The following is a 15,880-nucleotide window of genomic DNA, read 5'->3' as shown; positions in this document are numbered from 1 at the left end:
TCACCGGCCGCGCCGCCGCACGCCCGCCCGGAAACTTCCCGCACGGTCCGCTCGTACTACCGCGAACGAACTGGAGACACGCACACCATGACAGTGCCTCACCCCCGCCACCGCCGTGCCCTGGTGATCCCGGTCGGGATGGCCATGGCGACGGCTCTCGCGTTCCTGCCGAACGCCACGGCGTCCGCGGCGCAGCCCGCCGCCCAGGTGGCCACCGACGCCACCTCGCTCAGCTATGTCGTCAACGTCCGCCCCGGGAAGGGCTCCTCGGGGCACGTGAAGAAGGCGATCGCCGAGGCCGGCGGCACGATCGTCATGTCGTACGACCAGATCGGTGTGATCGTTGTGCACTCGGCGAACGCCGAGTTCGCTCGTACGATCAGGAAGGTACGCGGAGTGCAGTCGGCCGGCTCCACCCGGACGGCGCCGCTGCCCGCGCAGTCCACGACCGACGTGGGGACGCCGAAGGTGCTCACGGCCGAGGACCTGGCGGATGTGGAGGCCGTCGAGGGGCAGGACCCGCTCCAGTCGCTGCAGTGGGACCTGCCGGCCATCAAGGCGGACAAGGCCCATGAGAAGTCGCTCGGAAGCGATCGGGTCACCGTCGCCGTCATCGACACCGGCGTGGACGACACCCACCCGGACATCGCGCCGAACTTCGACCGCGAGGCGTCCGTCAACTGCGTCACGGGCAAGCCGGACACCACCGACGGTGCCTGGCGGCCCAGCGCGGCGGAGAGCCCGCACGGCACGCATGTGGCCGGGGAGATCGCGGCCGCCAAGAACGGCGTCGGCATGACGGGGGTGGCGCCGGGCGTGAAGGTGTCCGGCATCAAGGTGTCGACCACCGCCGGCTTCTTCTACACAGAGGCCGTCGTCTGCGGCTTCGTCTGGGCCGCCGAGCACGGCGTGGACGTCACGAACAACAGCTATTACACCGACCCCTGGTACTTCAACTGCAAGAACGACCCGGACCAGAAGGCGCTCGTGGAGGCCATCACCCGGGCCTCGAAGTACGCGGAGAAGAAGGGCGCGGTCAACGTCGCCGCGGCCGGCAACGAGAACTACGACCTCGCGGCCGACGAGATCACCGACCCGGTCTCCCCCAACGACTCCACGCCCAGCGAACGGGTGATCGACCCGTCCGAGTGCTACGACATACCGACCCAGTTGCCCGGCATCGTGACGGTGGCGGCGACCGGCGCGAAGGGCCTGAAGTCGTCCTTCTCCAACCACGGCTTCGGCGTCATCGACATCGCCGCGCCCGGCGGCGACTCGACGGCGTACCAGAAGCCCGAGCCGCCCGCGACCAGCGGTCTGATCCTGGGCACGCTGCCCGGCGGCAAGTGGGGTTACATGGCCGGTACGTCGATGGCGTCGCCGCATGTCGCCGGGGTCGCCGCCCTGATCAAGTCGACGCACCCGTACGCCCCGCCCGCCCTGGTGAAGGCCCTGCTGTACGCCGAGGCGGACGCCACGCCGTGCACGGACCCCTACGACATCAACGGCGACGGCAAGGTCGACGCGGTGTGCGAGGGGCCGAAGAACTACAACGGCTTCTACGGCTGGGGCATGGCGGACGCGCTGGACGCCGTGACCAAGTAGTCGGGGCGTTTGTTACAGCCGGCCGGGCCGGACGGGGTCATCCGTTCGGCCCGGCCGCAGCTCGCCAGGACCACCGGGACCGGCATCCTGAGCGCCCCGCATCGTGTCCCGCACGCCGAGCGTGCCCCGGGTCAGCAGGTACTGCGCGGCGATGTACGTGAGCATGATCCAGAAGTCCGGCCTGGGCAGCTGTGGCCAGTCGGCGACGCCGGTGGCGATGAGGGTGTCGGAGAGCATGAAGAGCGCGCCGCCGAGCCCGGCGAGCAGGCCGAGCCGGGTGAGGGCGCCGTACGCCATGGCGGTGAGCAGCGCGCTGTAGGCGGCGACGGGGACGCGCAGGTCGGCGGGCAGATCGGGCCAGAGCAGGACGACGGTGCCGGTCAGCGCGGCGGCGTAGCCGAGGGCGATCAGGCCCGTACGCGCGCGTGGAGCGGTGTTGCGCCGGCCGTGTGCCCTGAAGAGGGCGAGGTAGCACACGTGCCCCACGGCGAAGGAGGCCATCCCGGCCAGGAAGGCGGGCTCGGCGTCCGACAGGAGCAGGGTGTCCCCGCCCCAGCCGAACAGCAGGGCGACGACGAGCAGTCGGGGCGCGCCGCGCAGGGCGGCCCAGGCGGCGAGGAGGGGCATCAGGAGCGGCTTGGCGACAGTGTGCCCGGGCTCGAAGCCGACGGCGAGCGAGGTGAGGTCGACGACGGCGGCGAGGCCGAAGGCGGCGAGGAGTGTCCGAGGAGTCCTCACGCCGCCGCGCTCTCCCCGGCCGGTTCCGGCGACGGCGCTGTCGACGGTGCCTGCGCGGGCTGCCAGCCCGGCCCGCGGAAAAGGCGCCCCGCACGCTCACGCCAACCGCTGGCGGCTCTCAGGTCCTTGGCGATGGCGACGTACTCGTGGGTGGCGACCTTCAGCGGGTTGTACGTGTTGATGTTCTTGGTCAGTCCGTACACCGGCCGCTCGGTCTCGGCGACGAAGGAGCCGAACAGGCGGTCCCAGACGATGAGGATGCCGCCGAAGTTGCGGTCGAGATAGCCGCCTTGGGAGGCGTGGTGCACCCGGTGGTGGGACGGCGTGTTGAACACGAACTCGAACCATCGGGGCATCTTGTCGATCCGCTCGGTGTGGATCCAGAACTGGTAGACGAGGTTCGCGGACGAGCAGAACGCCAGAGCGGCGGGATGCACACCGAGAGCGATCAAGGGCACATAGAACGGCCAAACGGTCAAGGACGTCCACGGCTGGCGCAGCGCGGTGGTCAGATTGAACTTCTTGCTCGAATGGTGGACCACGTGACAGGCCCACAGGATGCGGATGACGTGGTGACCGCGGTGGGACCAGTAGTAGAAGAAGTCCTGCGCCAGCAGCATCAGCACAACGGTCCACCACAGCACGGGCACCCGCAGCGGCGTCAGCTCGTAGATGGCCGTGTAGATGGCGACGATCGGGATCTTCCACAGCAGGTCGAAGAAGAGGCTGCCGAGTCCCATGGTGACGCTCGTGGCGGCGTCCTTGGTCTCGTAACCGGCCGCGTCCTCGTCCGGGTGGAGGCGGACGCTGATCATCTCGATGACGGTGAGCAGCACGAAGGCCGGTATGGACCAGACCACGACATTGGGGAGGTTCGGCATGCGTGCACCGTAGGACCGCCGGTCGGCCACGGCTAGAGGTTGTTACCGACAAGTATTACCGGCGGTACGCGCTTGCTTGTTGGCGATCTCCACCAATGGCCGGCGCCTTCGGCCGAGCACGGAGTCAGACTCCCGCCGCCCCCAGCAGGCTCCCCGCCGCATACGTGACCCCCATGGCCACCGCCCCGCCGCCCACATTGCGCACCACGGCCCGCCCCGGCTTCGCCGCCCCCAGGCGCGCGCTGCTCCACCCCGTGCAGGCCAGCGCCACCAGTACCGACCCCACCGTCACGGGCAGCCGCCAGTCCTCGGGCGGCAGCACCATCGCCAGCAACGGCAGCAACGCGCCCGCCGTGAACGCCAGGAAGCTGGCCCACGCCGCGTGCCAGGGGTTCGTCAGCTCGTCGGGGTCGATGCCGAGTTCCACGCGCGCGTGCGCGCGGAGGGCGTCACGTTCCGTCAGCTGGACCGCCGCTTCACGGGCCACGTCCCGGGACAGTCCGCGTTCCTCCAGAAGGTCCGTCAGTTCCTCCAGCTCCGCATCCGGCTGTTCCCTCAGCTCCCGCTTCTCCAGGGCCAGGGCGGCCATCTCGGAGTCGCGCTGGGTGGAGACCGAGACGTACTCCCCGGCAGCCATCGACATGGAACCGGCGAGCAGCCCCGCGAGGCCCGCCGTGAGGAGAGCGGAGCGGTCGTCCGTCGCGCCGGCCACGCCGACGACCAGGCCGGCCGTGGAGACGATGCCGTCGTTGGCACCAAGGACCGCCGCCCGCAGCCAGTTGAGGCGTTCGCCGAGCGCGCCTCCATGGGCCTCGTCATGCGTGGGTTCCGTCACGGTCGGAGGATGCACCAAGGACCGTCGCGGGTGCGCGCCGACCCGCCCTGGCCGCCGCAGACGTACGCCGCTCGAACAGGCAGGCGGACCAGGAGACCTGACGGACAGCGGTGTCAGTCCCGGCCCGTATCCTCAATGACCATGCTCGAAGACCGCACGCCCGCAGCGTCCTTCCCGACAGCCTGGCCGACCGCGTATCCCCACGGATACGCGGTCGTTGACGTGGAGACCACGGGGCTGGCGCGGGACGACCGGATAATCTCCGCGGCGGTCTACCGGCTGGACGGGCGTGGCGAGGTCGAGGACCACTGGTACACGCTGGTGAATCCGGAGCGCGACCCCGGCCCGGTGTGGATCCACGGGCTGACGAGCGAGGCGCTCGAAGGGGCGCCGCTCTTCGAGGACATCGCCGAGGAGTTCGCGACCCGGCTGGAGGGCCGGGTGCTCGTCGCGCACAACGCGGTGTTCGACTGGCAGATGATCGCCCGCGAGTACGCGCGCGTGCGGCGCGAGGCGCCGGTACGGCAGCGGCTGTGCACCATCGCCCTGTCCAAGGCTCTGGAGCTGCCGCTGCCCAACCACAAGCTGGAGTCGCTGGCCGCGCACTTCGGCGTCGTACAGCGGCGGGCGCACCACGCGCTGGACGACGCGCGCGTGCTGGCGGAAGCGTTCCGGCCGAGCCTCAGGGCCGCGGCGGAGGGCGGCGTGCGGCTGCCGCTGCACGAGTGCCGGCCGCTGACCGAGTGGGTGGAGCGGCCCGCCGCCATGATCGGGCAGCAGGCGGGCGGATACGGCGGCTACCGACCGGGCAGTTGGCGTCCGTCCCGCAAGAGACCCGCCTGCCCGTATCCCAACCCGGGGCGGTACGAAGAGGGCAAACGCCTCAAGCAGGGCATGCGGGTCGCCTTCTCCGGGGACACGTCCGTCGAACGCGAGCTGCTGGAGGACCGTGCCATCGAGGCGGGGCTGCATGTCGCCACGAGCCTGTCCCGGCGGACCAGCCTGCTCGTCACCAACGACCCGGACGCGGGCACCTCGAAGGTCGTCAAGGCCCGGCAGTACGGCACGCCGGTGGTCGACGAGGCGGCGTTCGGGCAGCTGCTGAGGGATGTGGAACCGGCGTCGGAGGCATGACCGTACGGACGGGTGATTGGTGTGCGACTCGCCCGGCGTCCGCTCGCCCCCGCCTCTGGGACGGCTCACCCTGTGGCGCATGGCGACTTGCGAGGTTTGCGGCAATAACTACGGAATGACCTTCGAGGTGCACGCGCAGGGCGCGGTGCATGTCTTCGACTGCTTCGCGTGTGCGATCCACCGCATGGCACCCATCTGCGAGCACTGCCGGGTCCAGATCATCGGGCAGGGCGTCGAGGTCGAGGGCCACTGGTACTGCGGCGCCCACTGCGCCCGCGCGGAGGGGAGGGTGGGCATCGTCGACCGCGTCTGAGCCCCGGGGAACCCGTCCCGCACCCCCACCCACGTCACCCCACGGCCCGAGATGTACGGTCGTGGGGTGTACCGCTTCCTGTTGTCCCGGCAGTGGGTGATCCTCACCCTTGTCGTCCTCGCGCTCATCCCGACGATGATCGAGCTGGGCTTCTGGCAGCTGCACCGGCACGAGCGCAGGGTCGCGCTGAACAACGTGATCGCCGAATCGCTGGCCGCCGAGCCGGTCCCGGTGGAGTCGCTGACCTCGCCCGGAGCCGAGGTGAAGGACGCCGACCTGTACCGGCGCGTGACCGCGCAGGGGCGTTTCGACACCGCGCAGGAGGTCGTCGTACGCCGCCGGACCAACGCGGACGACGAGGTCGGCTACCACGTGTTGACCCCCTTCGTCCTGGACGACGGCAAGGTTCTGTTGGTCAACCGGGGGTGGGTGCCCTCCGACGGGCTGAGCCAGACCGCATTCCCGAAGATCCCCGCGCCCCCGCAGGGTGAGGTCACCGTCACCGGGCGGCTGATGCCCGACCAGACGACCGCCGAGAGCGGTATCAAGAACGTCCAGGGCCTGCCGGACCGCCAGATCATGCTGATCAACAGCGGGCAGGAGGCCGAGCGCCTCGGCAAGCAGGTCCTCGGCGGGTACATCGAACTGACCGCGCCAGAGCCGAAGGGCGACACGCCCGAGTTGATCCCCGCCCCGGACCACGACAGCATCGGCAACCACATGGCGTACGCCATCCAATGGTGGCTGTTCTCCGCGGGCGTCCCCGTCGGCTGGGTGATCCTGGCCCGCCGCGAGTCCCGGGACCGCGCACAGGCGGCGAGCGAGGCACAGCAGGAGGAAACAGCACCGGCACCGGTTTAGTGCGCGTCACCTGTGCGGCACCGGCGCACGTGCAGCCAGCGCCATCCGCGCCGGTGCAGCCTCGCCACGCATGCCGCGCCCCCGCCGGTGCAGGCCTGCACCACCCACGCCGCACCAGCACCGGTGCGGCCCCGCTCCCCCACCCGGTCCACCCCCCGATTGCCCGACCGGCCCCCCGGGAACCCGCACTCCGTGCACCCGCCCACCAGGATTTCCGCCGAGGACATCGCCAAGAGCCGTATCGAGGACTACGCCCTCATCGGTGACGAGCAGACCGCCGCCCTCGTCGGCAGGGACGGCTCCGTCGACTGGCTGTGCCTGCCTCGCTTCGACTCGGCCGCATGCTTCGCCAAGCTGCTCGGCGACGAGGAGAACGGCCACTGGCGGATCGCCCCCAAGGACGCCGACGGCGCCCCACACGCCTGCACGCGGCGTGCCTACCGTCCCGGCACGCTGGTCCTGGACACCGAGTGGGACACCCCCCAGGGCTCGGTCCGGGTCACCGACCTGATGCCCCAGCGCGACCGCGCCCCCGACCTCGTACGCATCGTGGAGGGCCTCAGCGGCCGCGTGACCGTCCACAGCACCCTCCGCCTCCGCTTCGACTACGGCTCGATCGTGCCGTGGATGCGCAGGTCCGACGGCCACCGGGTGGCCGTCGCGGGCCCGGACTCGGTGTGGCTGCGCAGTGAGCCGCCCGTGCTCACCTGGGGCGAGAACTTCGGCACCCACTCGGAGTTCACGGTCGACGAGGGCCAGAAGGTCGCGTTCGTGCTCACCTGGCACCCCTCCCACGAGCCGCGCCCGCCCCTCGTCGACCCGCACAAAGCACTGCGCGGCAGCATCGCGGACTGGCAGGCCTGGTCGGCCCGGTGCCGCTACCACGGCCCGCATCGGGACACCGTGCTCCGCTCACTGATCACCCTGAAGGCCCTCACCTACGCCCCGACCGGCGGCATCGTCGCCGCCCCCACCACCTCCCTGCCGGAGGAGATCGGCGGCGTACGCAACTGGGACTACCGCTACTGCTGGCTGCGCGACTCCACCCTCACCCTGGGGGCGCTGCTGATGGCCGGCTACCAAGAGGAGGCCGAGGCCTGGCGTGACTGGCTGGTGCGCGCGGTCGCGGGCGCCCCGGCGGACATGCAGATCATGTACGGGCTGGCCGGCGAGCGACGGCTGCCCGAGTCCGTACTGCCGTGGCTGACCGGTTTCGCCGGTTCCACTCCGGTCCGGATCGGCAATGCCGCCGTACGGCAGCTGCAGCTGGACGTGTACGGCCAGGTGATGGACTCGCTGTCGCTGGCGCGGACGTCGGGGATGGCCGTCAAGCCGCACATGTGGCAACTGCAGTGCGCCCTGATGGAGTTCCTGCGGTCGGCGTGGCGACAGCCGGACGAGGGGCTGTGGGAGGTGCGCGGCGGCCGCCGTCAGTTCGTGCACTCCAAGGTGATGGTGTGGGTGGCCGCCGACCGCGCGGTGCGCACCATGGAGCGGCATCCGGAGCTGAAGGGCGATCTGCACGGCTGGCGGCAGTTGCGCGAGGAGGTGCATCGCGAGGTGTGCGAACGGGGCTACGACCCCGAGCGGAACACCTTCACGCAGTACTACGGCTCCCGCGAACTCGACGCGGCCCTGCTGCTCATCCCGCGCGTGGGATTTCTCCCGCCCGACGACCCGCGCGTGCAGGGCACCGTCGAGGCGGTCCGCGCCGAACTCGGTCACCACGGCTACCTGCGCCGCTACAGCACCGACCACACGGTCGTCGACGGGCTGCCCGGCGGTGAGGGCACCTTCCTGGTGTGCTCGTTCTGGCTGGCGGACGCGCTGCACATGACGGGCCGCAGGGAGGAGGCCCGCGAGCTGTTCGAACGGCTGGTGCGGCTGACGAACGACGTGGGGCTGCTGTCCGAGGAGTACGACCCCGTGTCCGGCCGCCAGCTCGGCAACTTCCCGCAGGCGTTCAGCCATATCGGCCTGGTGAACACGGCCCTCGCCCTGTTCGGGGACGAGGGGGCAGGATAGGGCCCATGGATCTTGGACTGAAGGACCGGGTGTACGTCGTCACCGGGGCCACGCGTGGACTGGGCAACGCCTCCGCGCGCGAGCTGGTGGCCGACGGTGCGAAAGTCGTCGTCACGGGGCGGGACGAGAAGCGGGTCGCCGACGCGGCGGCGGAGCTGGGGCCGAACGCGCACGGCGTGGCCGTGGACAACGCCGATCCGGAGGCGGCGGCACGGCTGATCGGTGCGGCGCGGGAACGGTTCGGCGGGTTCGACGGGATTCTGGTGAGCGTGGGCGGTCCGCCCGCCGGGTTCGTCGCCGACAACACCGACGAGCAGTGGCAGGCCGCGTTCGAGTCGGTGTTCCTGGGGGCGGTGCGGCTGGCTCGTGCAGCGGCCGCGGAGCTGGAGGCCGGGGGTGTCATCGGGTTCGTACTGTCGGGGTCGGTGTACGAGCCGATTGCGGGGCTGACGATTTCGAACGGCCTGCGGCCGGGCCTGGCCGGGTTCGCCAAGTCGCTGTCGGACGAGCTGGGTCCGCGGGGCGTGCGGGTGGTGGGCCTGCTGCCGGGGCGGATCGACACGGACCGGGTCCGGGAGCTGGACGCACTGTCGGCAGATCCGGAGGCGACCCGGGCGGCCAGTGAGTCGCGGATTCCGCTGCGGCGGTACGGGATGCCGGAGGAGTTCGGGCGTACGGCGGCCTTCCTGATGTCTCCGGCCGCGTCGTACCTGACGGGGGTCATGGTGCCGGTGGACGGTGGGGCGCGGCACGGCTTCTGAGGGCGTCGGCTTGAGCCTTTCCGGCGGATGTGGGGCTGGGCGGTGCTCTTGACGCCGTCAACCGACCCCTCCCGGCGCGGGCCTGAGGCCGTGAACGGCCCTTCCCGCGCCCGGCGGATGCCCGGCCTGGGCGGAGTGGCCGCACGTGGCACCGGCGGTAGCCTCCCGCCGCGTCCGGCGCCGGGACGGGTTCTGGGGGCGTCGAGCGACCCTTCCCGGCGTGGGGCTCGCGGGCGTCAACTGACCCTTTCCGCGCGGTGCCTGACGCCCTTGAGCCGTACCTCCGCCGGCAGCGACGCCAGCCCCGCCGAGGTGCGGGCGTGGGCCAGGGCCTGGTTCGCCAGGTGGTCCAGCGCCTCCCCCGGGTCCACGTGGGGTTCCAGCAGGAGCCTGGCGCGGGCCGCGGGGGCGGTGCGGCGGCCCGTGAGGTGGACGTGGGCGCGGGCGACGCCGTCCAGCGCGGTCGCCTCGGCGGCGAGTACGCCCTCCAGGGCGCTGCCCCGCAACAGGGCGCCCTCGCCGTCGCCGGTGTCGACCAGCACTTCGGCCAGCCGACGCCGGCGCACCACCGCCACCAGCCACCACAGGGCGAGCAGGACGAGGACCGCGAGGGCGGCGAGCACGGTCGGCCACCACCAGCCGGCGTCCCGCCACCGGGTCCGCTCGGCGTCGCTGAGCAGTACGTCGTTGCGGCTGTCGTGGATCCACCAGGACGGCGCCTCGACCCCCAGCCCGACGGCCAGCACCGCGCCGCCCAGCACGACCATCACGAGTCCTGCGACGCCGAGCAGTACCCGGTTGACGGTCCTGAGCACCGTAGTCACCCCTTCCGGCCGGGCCGCCGGACATGCACCGACAGCGCCGGGCGGCGGGACAGGCCCAGTGCCCTGATCGCGTCGGCGAGCACCTCGTCCAGATCGGCGCGTACGTCGTCCAGTTCACGGAAGTGCGAGACCGCGCGGACGTCGGCCCGCCGGCGGCGCATCCGCACCCGTACCGACTGCACCCCGGACACCTCCATGGCCCGGTCGCGCAGCACCGTCGCGGCGGCGCCCCGGTGCAGTCCGGCGCGTACGTCGGGGTGCGTGCGCCGCATCGGCAGGACGTCGCGCAGGCCGGGCGTGGCGGCGAGCACGATCAGCCACAGGCCGAGGGCGGCGGCGACGCCCGCGCCGACCAGGACCCAGGTGTCGTCGAGGGGGCGTTCGGCGAGTTGCCGGGCCAGTTCCCGCCGCCAGAACATGGCCCGCTGGTCGGCGCGTACGGCTGCGATGTCGTAGAGGAAGGTGCCGGCCACGACCAGCAGCAGCGTGGCGACGACGGCCGCGGGGACGCGGCGGGCCGACCAGAAGCGGTGGGTTCGGCCGTCCTCGCCTTCGAGTGCGGGCCGGGGCTCGTAGGCGGCCGCCGACTCGGACTGGCCCAACTCCGGTTCGGCCTTCTCGATCACCGGCAGTCTCTGTGTGGTGCCCTCGGAGCCCTGGGGCTCGCTCATCGGGTCCTCCCCTGTGCCGCGTGCGCCGCCGCCAGATGCAGCCGCTCCACCTGGACGGCGACCTCCGGAACCTCCATTCCCACCAACGCGCCTACCCGCTCCACGACATGGCGACGCACCTGGCCGCACCGGGAGCCGATGTCGCTGGGGTAGTCGAGTTCGAGATCGACGCGCACCCGGGCCACATCGTGGTGGACGACAACCGTGGCATGTGGGCGGGCCGCGTCCTGCGGGAGCTTCCCGAGCGCCTCGCGGGCGGCCTGCGAGGCGATCTTGGCGACCACCCGGTCGGCGATGGTGGTCTGCCCACGCTCGCCCGCCGGGATCACGGCGCCCGCTCCGCGTGGTTCGTCGCCCCCGCTGCTCACGGACGTCACCGCCGCCGGTCGCGGGTGCGGAAGAAGTCGCCGAGTTCCAGATCCCCTTCCAGGAACCGGCCGACGACGAACCCGACGGCGCCCAGCGCCGCCACCAGCACGAACGCGCCGAACCCGCCGAAGTACCCGGCGAAACCCAGCGCCATTCCGGCGATCATGCCGACCACGGCCCTGCTCATCGTGCGCTCCTCAGCTCGTAGCCGTGCGAGTCATTCGGGCCCATTAGGGATGCGTTCGATGTCATTCTGGTCCATTACGGTCTTCGAGTGACGGTACGTCACTGAATCCGGGGCTCCGGTTCCTCTTCCTCCTCCTCGGGAAGCTTGACGTCGCTCACCGCGATGTTGACCTCGACGACCTCCAGGCCGGTCATCCGCTCCACGGCCGCGATCACGTTCTCTCGCACGGCCCGCGCGACGTCCGCGATCGACACCCCGTAATCGACGACGATCTCCAGGTCGAGCGCGGTCTGCACCTCGCCGACCTCGGCCTTCACGCCACGTGTCACGGACTTCGACCCACCGGGCACCCGGTCCCGTACGGCCCCGAAGGTGCGGCTCAGTCCGCTGCCCATCGCGTGGACGCCCACGACGTCGCGGGCGGCGAGCCCGGCGATCTTCTCCACGACCCCGTCGGCGATGGTGGTCCTGCCCCGGGTCCCCGGATCCCCGCCGCCCCGCCTGACGGGCTTGCGGGTCTGCACCGGCGGCTCGGTCTCTCCTTCGGAGGTCTGCGTCCGGTTCCGGTCCATCTCGGTCATCGCCGTGCGTCCTTCCGTCGTCCTGCGACCACGGTAAGTGAGGCTGCACGGACCCGCGCCGGGAATGCGGCAGGCTGGAGCAATGACGGCGGACCGATGGACGCAGGCAGTACGACAGCAGCTGGGCCTCGGCAGACTGCTCCCGCTGGGCGGCCCGCGCGACGGCGCGTGGATCGCCGAAGGGGCGGCCGCGACGGTCCTGCGGCGCGCGGGGAACGCGGTGCCGGGCGTGCGCCTGGGCGCGCTCCGGATCACCCTGGCCGACCCGGACGCCGCCCACGCCCCCGCCGTACCGCCCCCACCGACTGCCCTGCCACCGGGCCCTCTTCGCCTGACCGCCGACTGCGCGGCCACGGCGGCCGAGCCGCTGCCGACGACCGCCGCCCGGCTGCGTACGGTCCTGTCGGCGACCGCGGCGGCACGGCTGGGGCTGACGGTGGCGGAGGTCGACCTACGGGTGACGGCCCTGCTGGACGAGGACGCGGAACCGGACATCGTACGAGCGCCGGAGCCGCCCCGGGCGCGGCAGCCCGCGGACGGCGACGCGGCCGCCGTGGCCGCCGCGGCCCTTGCGGTCCCGGGCGTGACGCGGCTTACGGACATACTCGGCCGGGCGGTGCACATCGAGGAGAGCCCTGGCGAGGCCACGCTGCCGCGCCGGCATGTCCGGGTGGAAATCGCCGTCGGCGCGGACCACCGGGCCTTGGAGGTGGCCCGGCATGTCCGCGCACAGGTGGGATCGGCGTTGAAAGATCACCCGTCAGTGGCCGTACTGATCACGGCGGTGGGTTGACGGCGTCACTCGCCCAGGCCCGCGAGATCCCGCAACCTCCGTGCCTGAGCCGCGCGTTCGGCGACGCGCTGTTCCTCGTACGTCCGCTCCCCCGCGCCGCGCAGCAACGCCTTGGTCTCGATCAGCGCGTCGCGCGGCGCGGCAAGGAGCGCCGCCGCGAGGTCGCGGACCGCACCGTCGAGCTCGGCCGCCGGTACGGCGACATTCGCCAGCCCGGTGTTCACGGCCTCGTCCGCGTGCACAAAGCGTCCCGTGGCGCAGATTTCCAGCGCGCGGGCGTAGCCGACGAGCCCGACCAGCGGATGAGTGCCGGTCAGGTCCGGGACCAGGCCCAGGCTGGTCTCGCGCATGGCGAACTGCACGTCGTCGGCGACGACGCGCAGATCACAGCCGAGGGCGAGCTGGAAACCCGCGCCAATGGCATGCCCCTGGACGGCGGCGACCGAGACGATGTCGCTGCGCCGCCACCAGGTGAACGCCTCCTGGTACTCGGCGATGGTCGCGTCCAACTCCTCGTCGCTGCCACGCGCGAGGTCGATGAAGGACGGCTCGCCGTCGAAGCCCTCGGGGGTGAAGGCCTGCCGGTCGAGGCCCGCCGAGAAGGACTTGCCCTCGGCGCGCAGCACGACCACCCGGACGGTGCCCGGCAGCAGCCGACCGGCCTCGGTCAACGCCCGCCACAGAGCGGGGCTCTGCGCGTTGCGCTTGGCCGGGTTGGTCAGCGTCACCGTGGCGATCGCGTCGTCGACGGTGAGCCGTACGCCGTCCTTGTCGAGTACCGGGTCGAGCGAAGCCATGGGCGCCTCCGATGGGTGCGGTCATCGTGAGTGCCGTACCGAGGCACTCATAAGTGACTGCACAGTAACCACCCAGCCGATCACCGGACCGACCGGGTGGCCACCATCGAAGTCGAGGGGCGCCCCGGGGGTCAGGCCGAAGCGGCCTTCTTGCCCCGCGTCGCCCCGCCACGCCCACGGAGCGTGACGCCCGACTCGCTGAGCATGCGGTGCACGAAGCCATACGAGCGGCCGGTCTCCTCGGCCAATGCCCGGATGCTCGCACCGGCGTCGTACTTCTTCTTCAGGTCTGCCGCGAGCTTGTCGCGCGCGGCGCCGGTCACCCGGCTGCCCTTCTTCAGAGTCTCGGCCACCCGTGCCTCCTCATGGGAAGTGCGCTCTGGTCCCCTCATGATCACCCCTCCGGGCCTTCATGGCCACCCATTCGGCAAGGTCCGTGGATGAGGGTTTTGACGACAGGAGCGCATCCCCACAAGTGGAATTCGTAGTTCCGTCGAGTGGTGTGCGTACGGCCGAACGGGTTGATCCACGAAGGGGCAGGTCAGGAAGGTCACACGACCGAGCCCTTGTCGATAAAGGGATTCACCGGAATCGGGTGTAGGACACACCTGGGTACGAGGAGATCTCACACAGATGATGGATCACGGCTAAGCCGAATGATCCATACGCAGTGGATCAACCATTCGATCAAGCCGCACTGACCGATGGGACTGGGTGGGGCTCAGGCGAGGGCGACCAGGTCCGCGTAGTCCGCGCCCCACAGGTCCTCGACGCCGTCCGGCAGCAGGATGATCCGCTCCGGCTGGAGTGCCTCGACCGCGCCCTCGTCGTGGGTGACCAGGACGACCGCGCCCTTGTAGGTGCGCAGCGCGCCGAGGATCTCCTCGCGGCTGGCCGGGTCGAGGTTGTTGGTCGGCTCGTCGAGGAGCAGGACGTTCGCCGACGACACGACCAGGGTGGCGAGGGCGAGGCGGGTCTTCTCGCCGCCGGACAGGACACCGGCCGGCTTGTCGACGTCGTCGCCGGAGAACAGGAACGAGCCGAGCACCTTGCGGACCTCGACCAGGTCCATGTCGGGCGCGGCGGAGCGCATGTTCTCCAGGACCGTGCGGTCCGGGTCGAGGGTCTCGTGCTCCTGCGCGTAGTAGCCCAGCTTCAGGCCGTGGCCGGGGGTGACCTGCCCGGTGTCGGGCTTCTCGACGCCTGCGAGGAGGCGCAGCAGCGTGGTCTTGCCGGCGCCGTTGAGGCCCAGGATGACCACGCGGGAGCCCTTGTCAATCGCCAGGTCGACGTCGGTGAAAATCTCCAGCGAGCCGTACGACTTGGACAGCCCCTCGGCGGTCAGCGGGGTCTTGCCGCAGGGCGCGGGCTCGGGGAAGCGCAGCTTGGCGACCTTGTCGGACATGCGGACGTCTTCGAGGCCGGACAGCAGCTTCTCCGCGCGGCGGGCCATGTTCTGTGCGGCGACCGTCTTGGTGGCCTTGGCGCGCATCTTGTCGGCCTGCGCGTTCAGCGCGGCGGCCTTCTTCTCGGCGTTGGCGCGCTCGCGCTTGCGGCGCTTCTCGTCGGCCTCGCGCTGCTGCTGGTAGAGCTTCCAGCCCATGTTGTAGATGTCGATCTGGGCGCGGTTGGCGTCCAGGTAGAACACCTTGTTGACGACCGTCTCGACCAGGTCGACGTCGTGGGAGATCACGATGAAGCCGCCGCGGTAGGTCTTGAGGTAGTCCCGCAGCCAGATGATGGAGTCGGCGTCGAGGTGGTTGGTCGGCTCGTCCAGCAGGAGGGTGTCCGCGTCCGAGAACAGGATCCGGGCCAGCTCGATACGGCGGCGCTGACCGCCGGAGAGCGTGTGCAGGGGCTGGCCGAGCACCCGGTCGGGCAGGTTGAGCGCGGCGGCGATGGTGGCGGCCTCGGCCTCGGCGGCGTACCCGCCCTTGGTGAGGAACTCCGTCTCCTGCCGCTCGTACTGCTTCAGCGCCTTCTCGCGGGTGGCGCCCTTGCCATTGGCGATGCGCTGCTCGTTCTCGCGCATCTTGCGGATCAGTACGTCGAGGCCGCGCGCGGAGAGGACGCGGTCGCGGGCGAGTATGTCGAGGTCGCCGGTGCGGGGGTCCTGCGGGAGGTAGCCGACCTCGCCGGAGCGGGTGACGGCGCCGGCGGCGGGGATGCCCTCGCCGGCCAGGACCTTGGTGAGGGTGGTCTTGCCGGCGCCGTTGCGGCCGACCAGGCCGATGCGGTCGCCCTTGGCGACACGGAAGGTGGCGGACTCGATGAGGACGCGGGCACCGGCGCGCAGCTCGATACCGGAGGCGGAGATCACGGACAGACTCCAGGGCGGGTTGGTGGCGGGACAGGCGGCTGAGGACGTTCCCGCCGTCTAATGCGCGAGGAGAATGGCCATGGGGCCAGTCTAACGGGGTGGTGCAACCAGTTTTTGCGGGTTCGTGTGTTCGGGGGGTGGGGTGGGTGTTCGGGTGGGGGGTTGGTTGCGGCGGGGGTGGGGGG

Annotated in this window: 18 protein-coding genes; 7 read left to right on the top strand and 11 right to left on the bottom strand. The window is 71.2% G+C overall.

The window, feature by feature from the left end:
• Window positions 1–87 precede the first annotated feature (87 nt).
• A complete protein-coding gene (locus tag SSP24_RS10010) occupies window positions 88–1,605 on the top strand; it encodes a S8 family peptidase (protein WP_141309095.1) in 1,518 nt (505 codons plus the stop codon).
• Between the two features lie 12 nt (window positions 1,606–1,617).
• Here the strand turns inward: SSP24_RS10010 and SSP24_RS10005 are convergent, their stop codons facing one another.
• The 3 genes from SSP24_RS10005 to SSP24_RS09995 all read right to left on the bottom strand — a co-directional run bounded on the left by SSP24_RS10005 (window position 1,618) and on the right by SSP24_RS09995 (window position 4,059).
• Entirely contained in the window at window positions 1,618–2,343 is a 726-nt protein-coding gene (locus tag SSP24_RS10005) for a lysoplasmalogenase (RefSeq protein ID WP_141309093.1), read from the bottom strand.
• Complete coding sequence (locus tag SSP24_RS10000; RefSeq protein ID WP_141309091.1) at window positions 2,340–3,224, bottom strand: sterol desaturase family protein; 885 nt, start codon at window positions 3,222–3,224, stop codon at window positions 2,340–2,342. The genes SSP24_RS10005 and SSP24_RS10000 overlap by 4 nt, the downstream gene beginning before the upstream one ends.
• Before the next feature lie 124 nt (window positions 3,225–3,348).
• Window positions 3,349–4,059, bottom strand: a complete 711-nt coding sequence (locus tag SSP24_RS09995; RefSeq protein WP_141309088.1) for a VIT1/CCC1 transporter family protein — start codon at window positions 4,057–4,059, stop codon at window positions 3,349–3,351.
• A gap of 141 nt (window positions 4,060–4,200) precedes the next feature.
• Between SSP24_RS09995 and SSP24_RS09990 the strand changes: the two genes are divergently transcribed.
• The 5 genes from SSP24_RS09990 (at window position 4,201) to SSP24_RS09970 (ending at window position 9,153) form a co-directional block, all read left to right on the top strand.
• Window positions 4,201–5,193, top strand: coding sequence for a DEDDh family exonuclease (locus SSP24_RS09990; protein WP_141309086.1), 993 nt, complete (start codon window positions 4,201–4,203; stop codon window positions 5,191–5,193).
• Window positions 5,194–5,272: 79 nt separating this feature from the next.
• A complete protein-coding gene (locus SSP24_RS09985; protein ID WP_141309083.1) occupies window positions 5,273–5,506 on the top strand; it encodes a metallothionein in 234 nt (77 codons plus the stop codon).
• A gap of 66 nt (window positions 5,507–5,572) precedes the next feature.
• On the top strand, window positions 5,573–6,367 hold the full coding sequence (locus SSP24_RS09980; RefSeq protein WP_141309081.1) for an SURF1 family cytochrome oxidase biogenesis protein: 795 nt from the start codon (window positions 5,573–5,575) through the stop codon (window positions 6,365–6,367).
• A gap of 192 nt (window positions 6,368–6,559) precedes the next feature.
• Window positions 6,560–8,392 carry a glycoside hydrolase family 15 protein gene (locus SSP24_RS09975; protein WP_229864866.1) on the top strand — a complete coding sequence of 611 codons (1,833 nt, stop codon included), beginning with the start codon at window positions 6,560–6,562 and terminating at the stop codon, window positions 8,390–8,392.
• 5 nt (window positions 8,393–8,397) lie between these two features.
• Window positions 8,398–9,153, top strand: a complete 756-nt coding sequence (locus SSP24_RS09970; RefSeq protein WP_141309079.1) for an SDR family oxidoreductase — start codon at window positions 8,398–8,400, stop codon at window positions 9,151–9,153.
• Between the two features lie 236 nt (window positions 9,154–9,389).
• On the opposite strand, the gene amaP is transcribed toward SSP24_RS09970, so the two are convergent.
• The 5 genes from amaP to SSP24_RS09945 form a co-directional block, all read right to left on the bottom strand.
• On the bottom strand, window positions 9,390–9,968 hold the full coding sequence (amaP, locus tag SSP24_RS09965; RefSeq protein ID WP_141309077.1) for an alkaline shock response membrane anchor protein AmaP: 579 nt from the start codon (window positions 9,966–9,968) through the stop codon (window positions 9,390–9,392).
• Window positions 9,969–9,973: 5 nt separating this feature from the next.
• Window positions 9,974–10,648 (bottom strand): DUF6286 domain-containing protein, encoded by a 675-nt coding sequence (locus SSP24_RS09960; RefSeq protein ID WP_141309075.1) that lies wholly within the window; start codon window positions 10,646–10,648, stop codon window positions 9,974–9,976.
• Entirely contained in the window at window positions 10,645–11,025 is a 381-nt protein-coding gene (locus SSP24_RS09955) for an Asp23/Gls24 family envelope stress response protein (protein ID WP_141309073.1), read from the bottom strand. The genes SSP24_RS09960 and SSP24_RS09955 overlap by 4 nt, the downstream gene beginning before the upstream one ends.
• Window positions 11,022–11,204 (bottom strand): hypothetical protein, encoded by a 183-nt coding sequence (locus tag SSP24_RS09950; protein ID WP_141309071.1) that lies wholly within the window; start codon window positions 11,202–11,204, stop codon window positions 11,022–11,024. The genes SSP24_RS09955 and SSP24_RS09950 overlap by 4 nt, the downstream gene beginning before the upstream one ends.
• 98 nt (window positions 11,205–11,302) lie before the next feature.
• Window positions 11,303–11,785 (bottom strand): Asp23/Gls24 family envelope stress response protein, encoded by a 483-nt coding sequence (locus SSP24_RS09945; protein WP_141309069.1) that lies wholly within the window; start codon window positions 11,783–11,785, stop codon window positions 11,303–11,305.
• Window positions 11,786–11,867: 82 nt separating this feature from the next.
• Here SSP24_RS09945 and SSP24_RS09940 point away from each other — a divergent pair, with 82 nt between their 5' ends.
• On the top strand, window positions 11,868–12,578 hold the full coding sequence (locus SSP24_RS09940; RefSeq protein ID WP_141309067.1) for a nucleopolyhedrovirus P10 family protein: 711 nt from the start codon (window positions 11,868–11,870) through the stop codon (window positions 12,576–12,578).
• Between the two features lie 5 nt (window positions 12,579–12,583).
• Here SSP24_RS09940 and SSP24_RS09935 read toward each other — a convergent pair whose 3' ends face one another.
• From SSP24_RS09935 to abc-f, 3 genes are all read right to left on the bottom strand, one after another.
• Complete coding sequence (locus tag SSP24_RS09935) at window positions 12,584–13,375, bottom strand: enoyl-CoA hydratase/isomerase family protein (protein ID WP_141309065.1); 792 nt, start codon at window positions 13,373–13,375, stop codon at window positions 12,584–12,586.
• A 131-nt stretch (window positions 13,376–13,506) separates the two neighbouring features.
• Window positions 13,507–13,728, bottom strand: a complete 222-nt coding sequence (locus SSP24_RS09930) for a helix-turn-helix domain-containing protein (RefSeq protein ID WP_018567695.1) — start codon at window positions 13,726–13,728, stop codon at window positions 13,507–13,509.
• A 368-nt stretch (window positions 13,729–14,096) separates the two neighbouring features.
• Window positions 14,097–15,695: a ribosomal protection-like ABC-F family protein gene (gene abc-f / locus SSP24_RS09925; protein WP_141309063.1), complete on the bottom strand. Its 1,599-nt coding sequence runs from the start codon at window positions 15,693–15,695 to the stop codon at window positions 14,097–14,099.
• Window positions 15,696–15,880 lie beyond the last annotated feature (185 nt).

It is taken from the genome of Streptomyces spinoverrucosus (assembly GCF_006539505.1).
GTDB classification, from domain to species: Bacteria; Actinomycetota; Actinomycetes; order Streptomycetales; family Streptomycetaceae; genus Streptomyces; species Streptomyces spinoverrucosus.
This window is presented reverse-complemented; position numbering and strand designations above follow the sequence as displayed.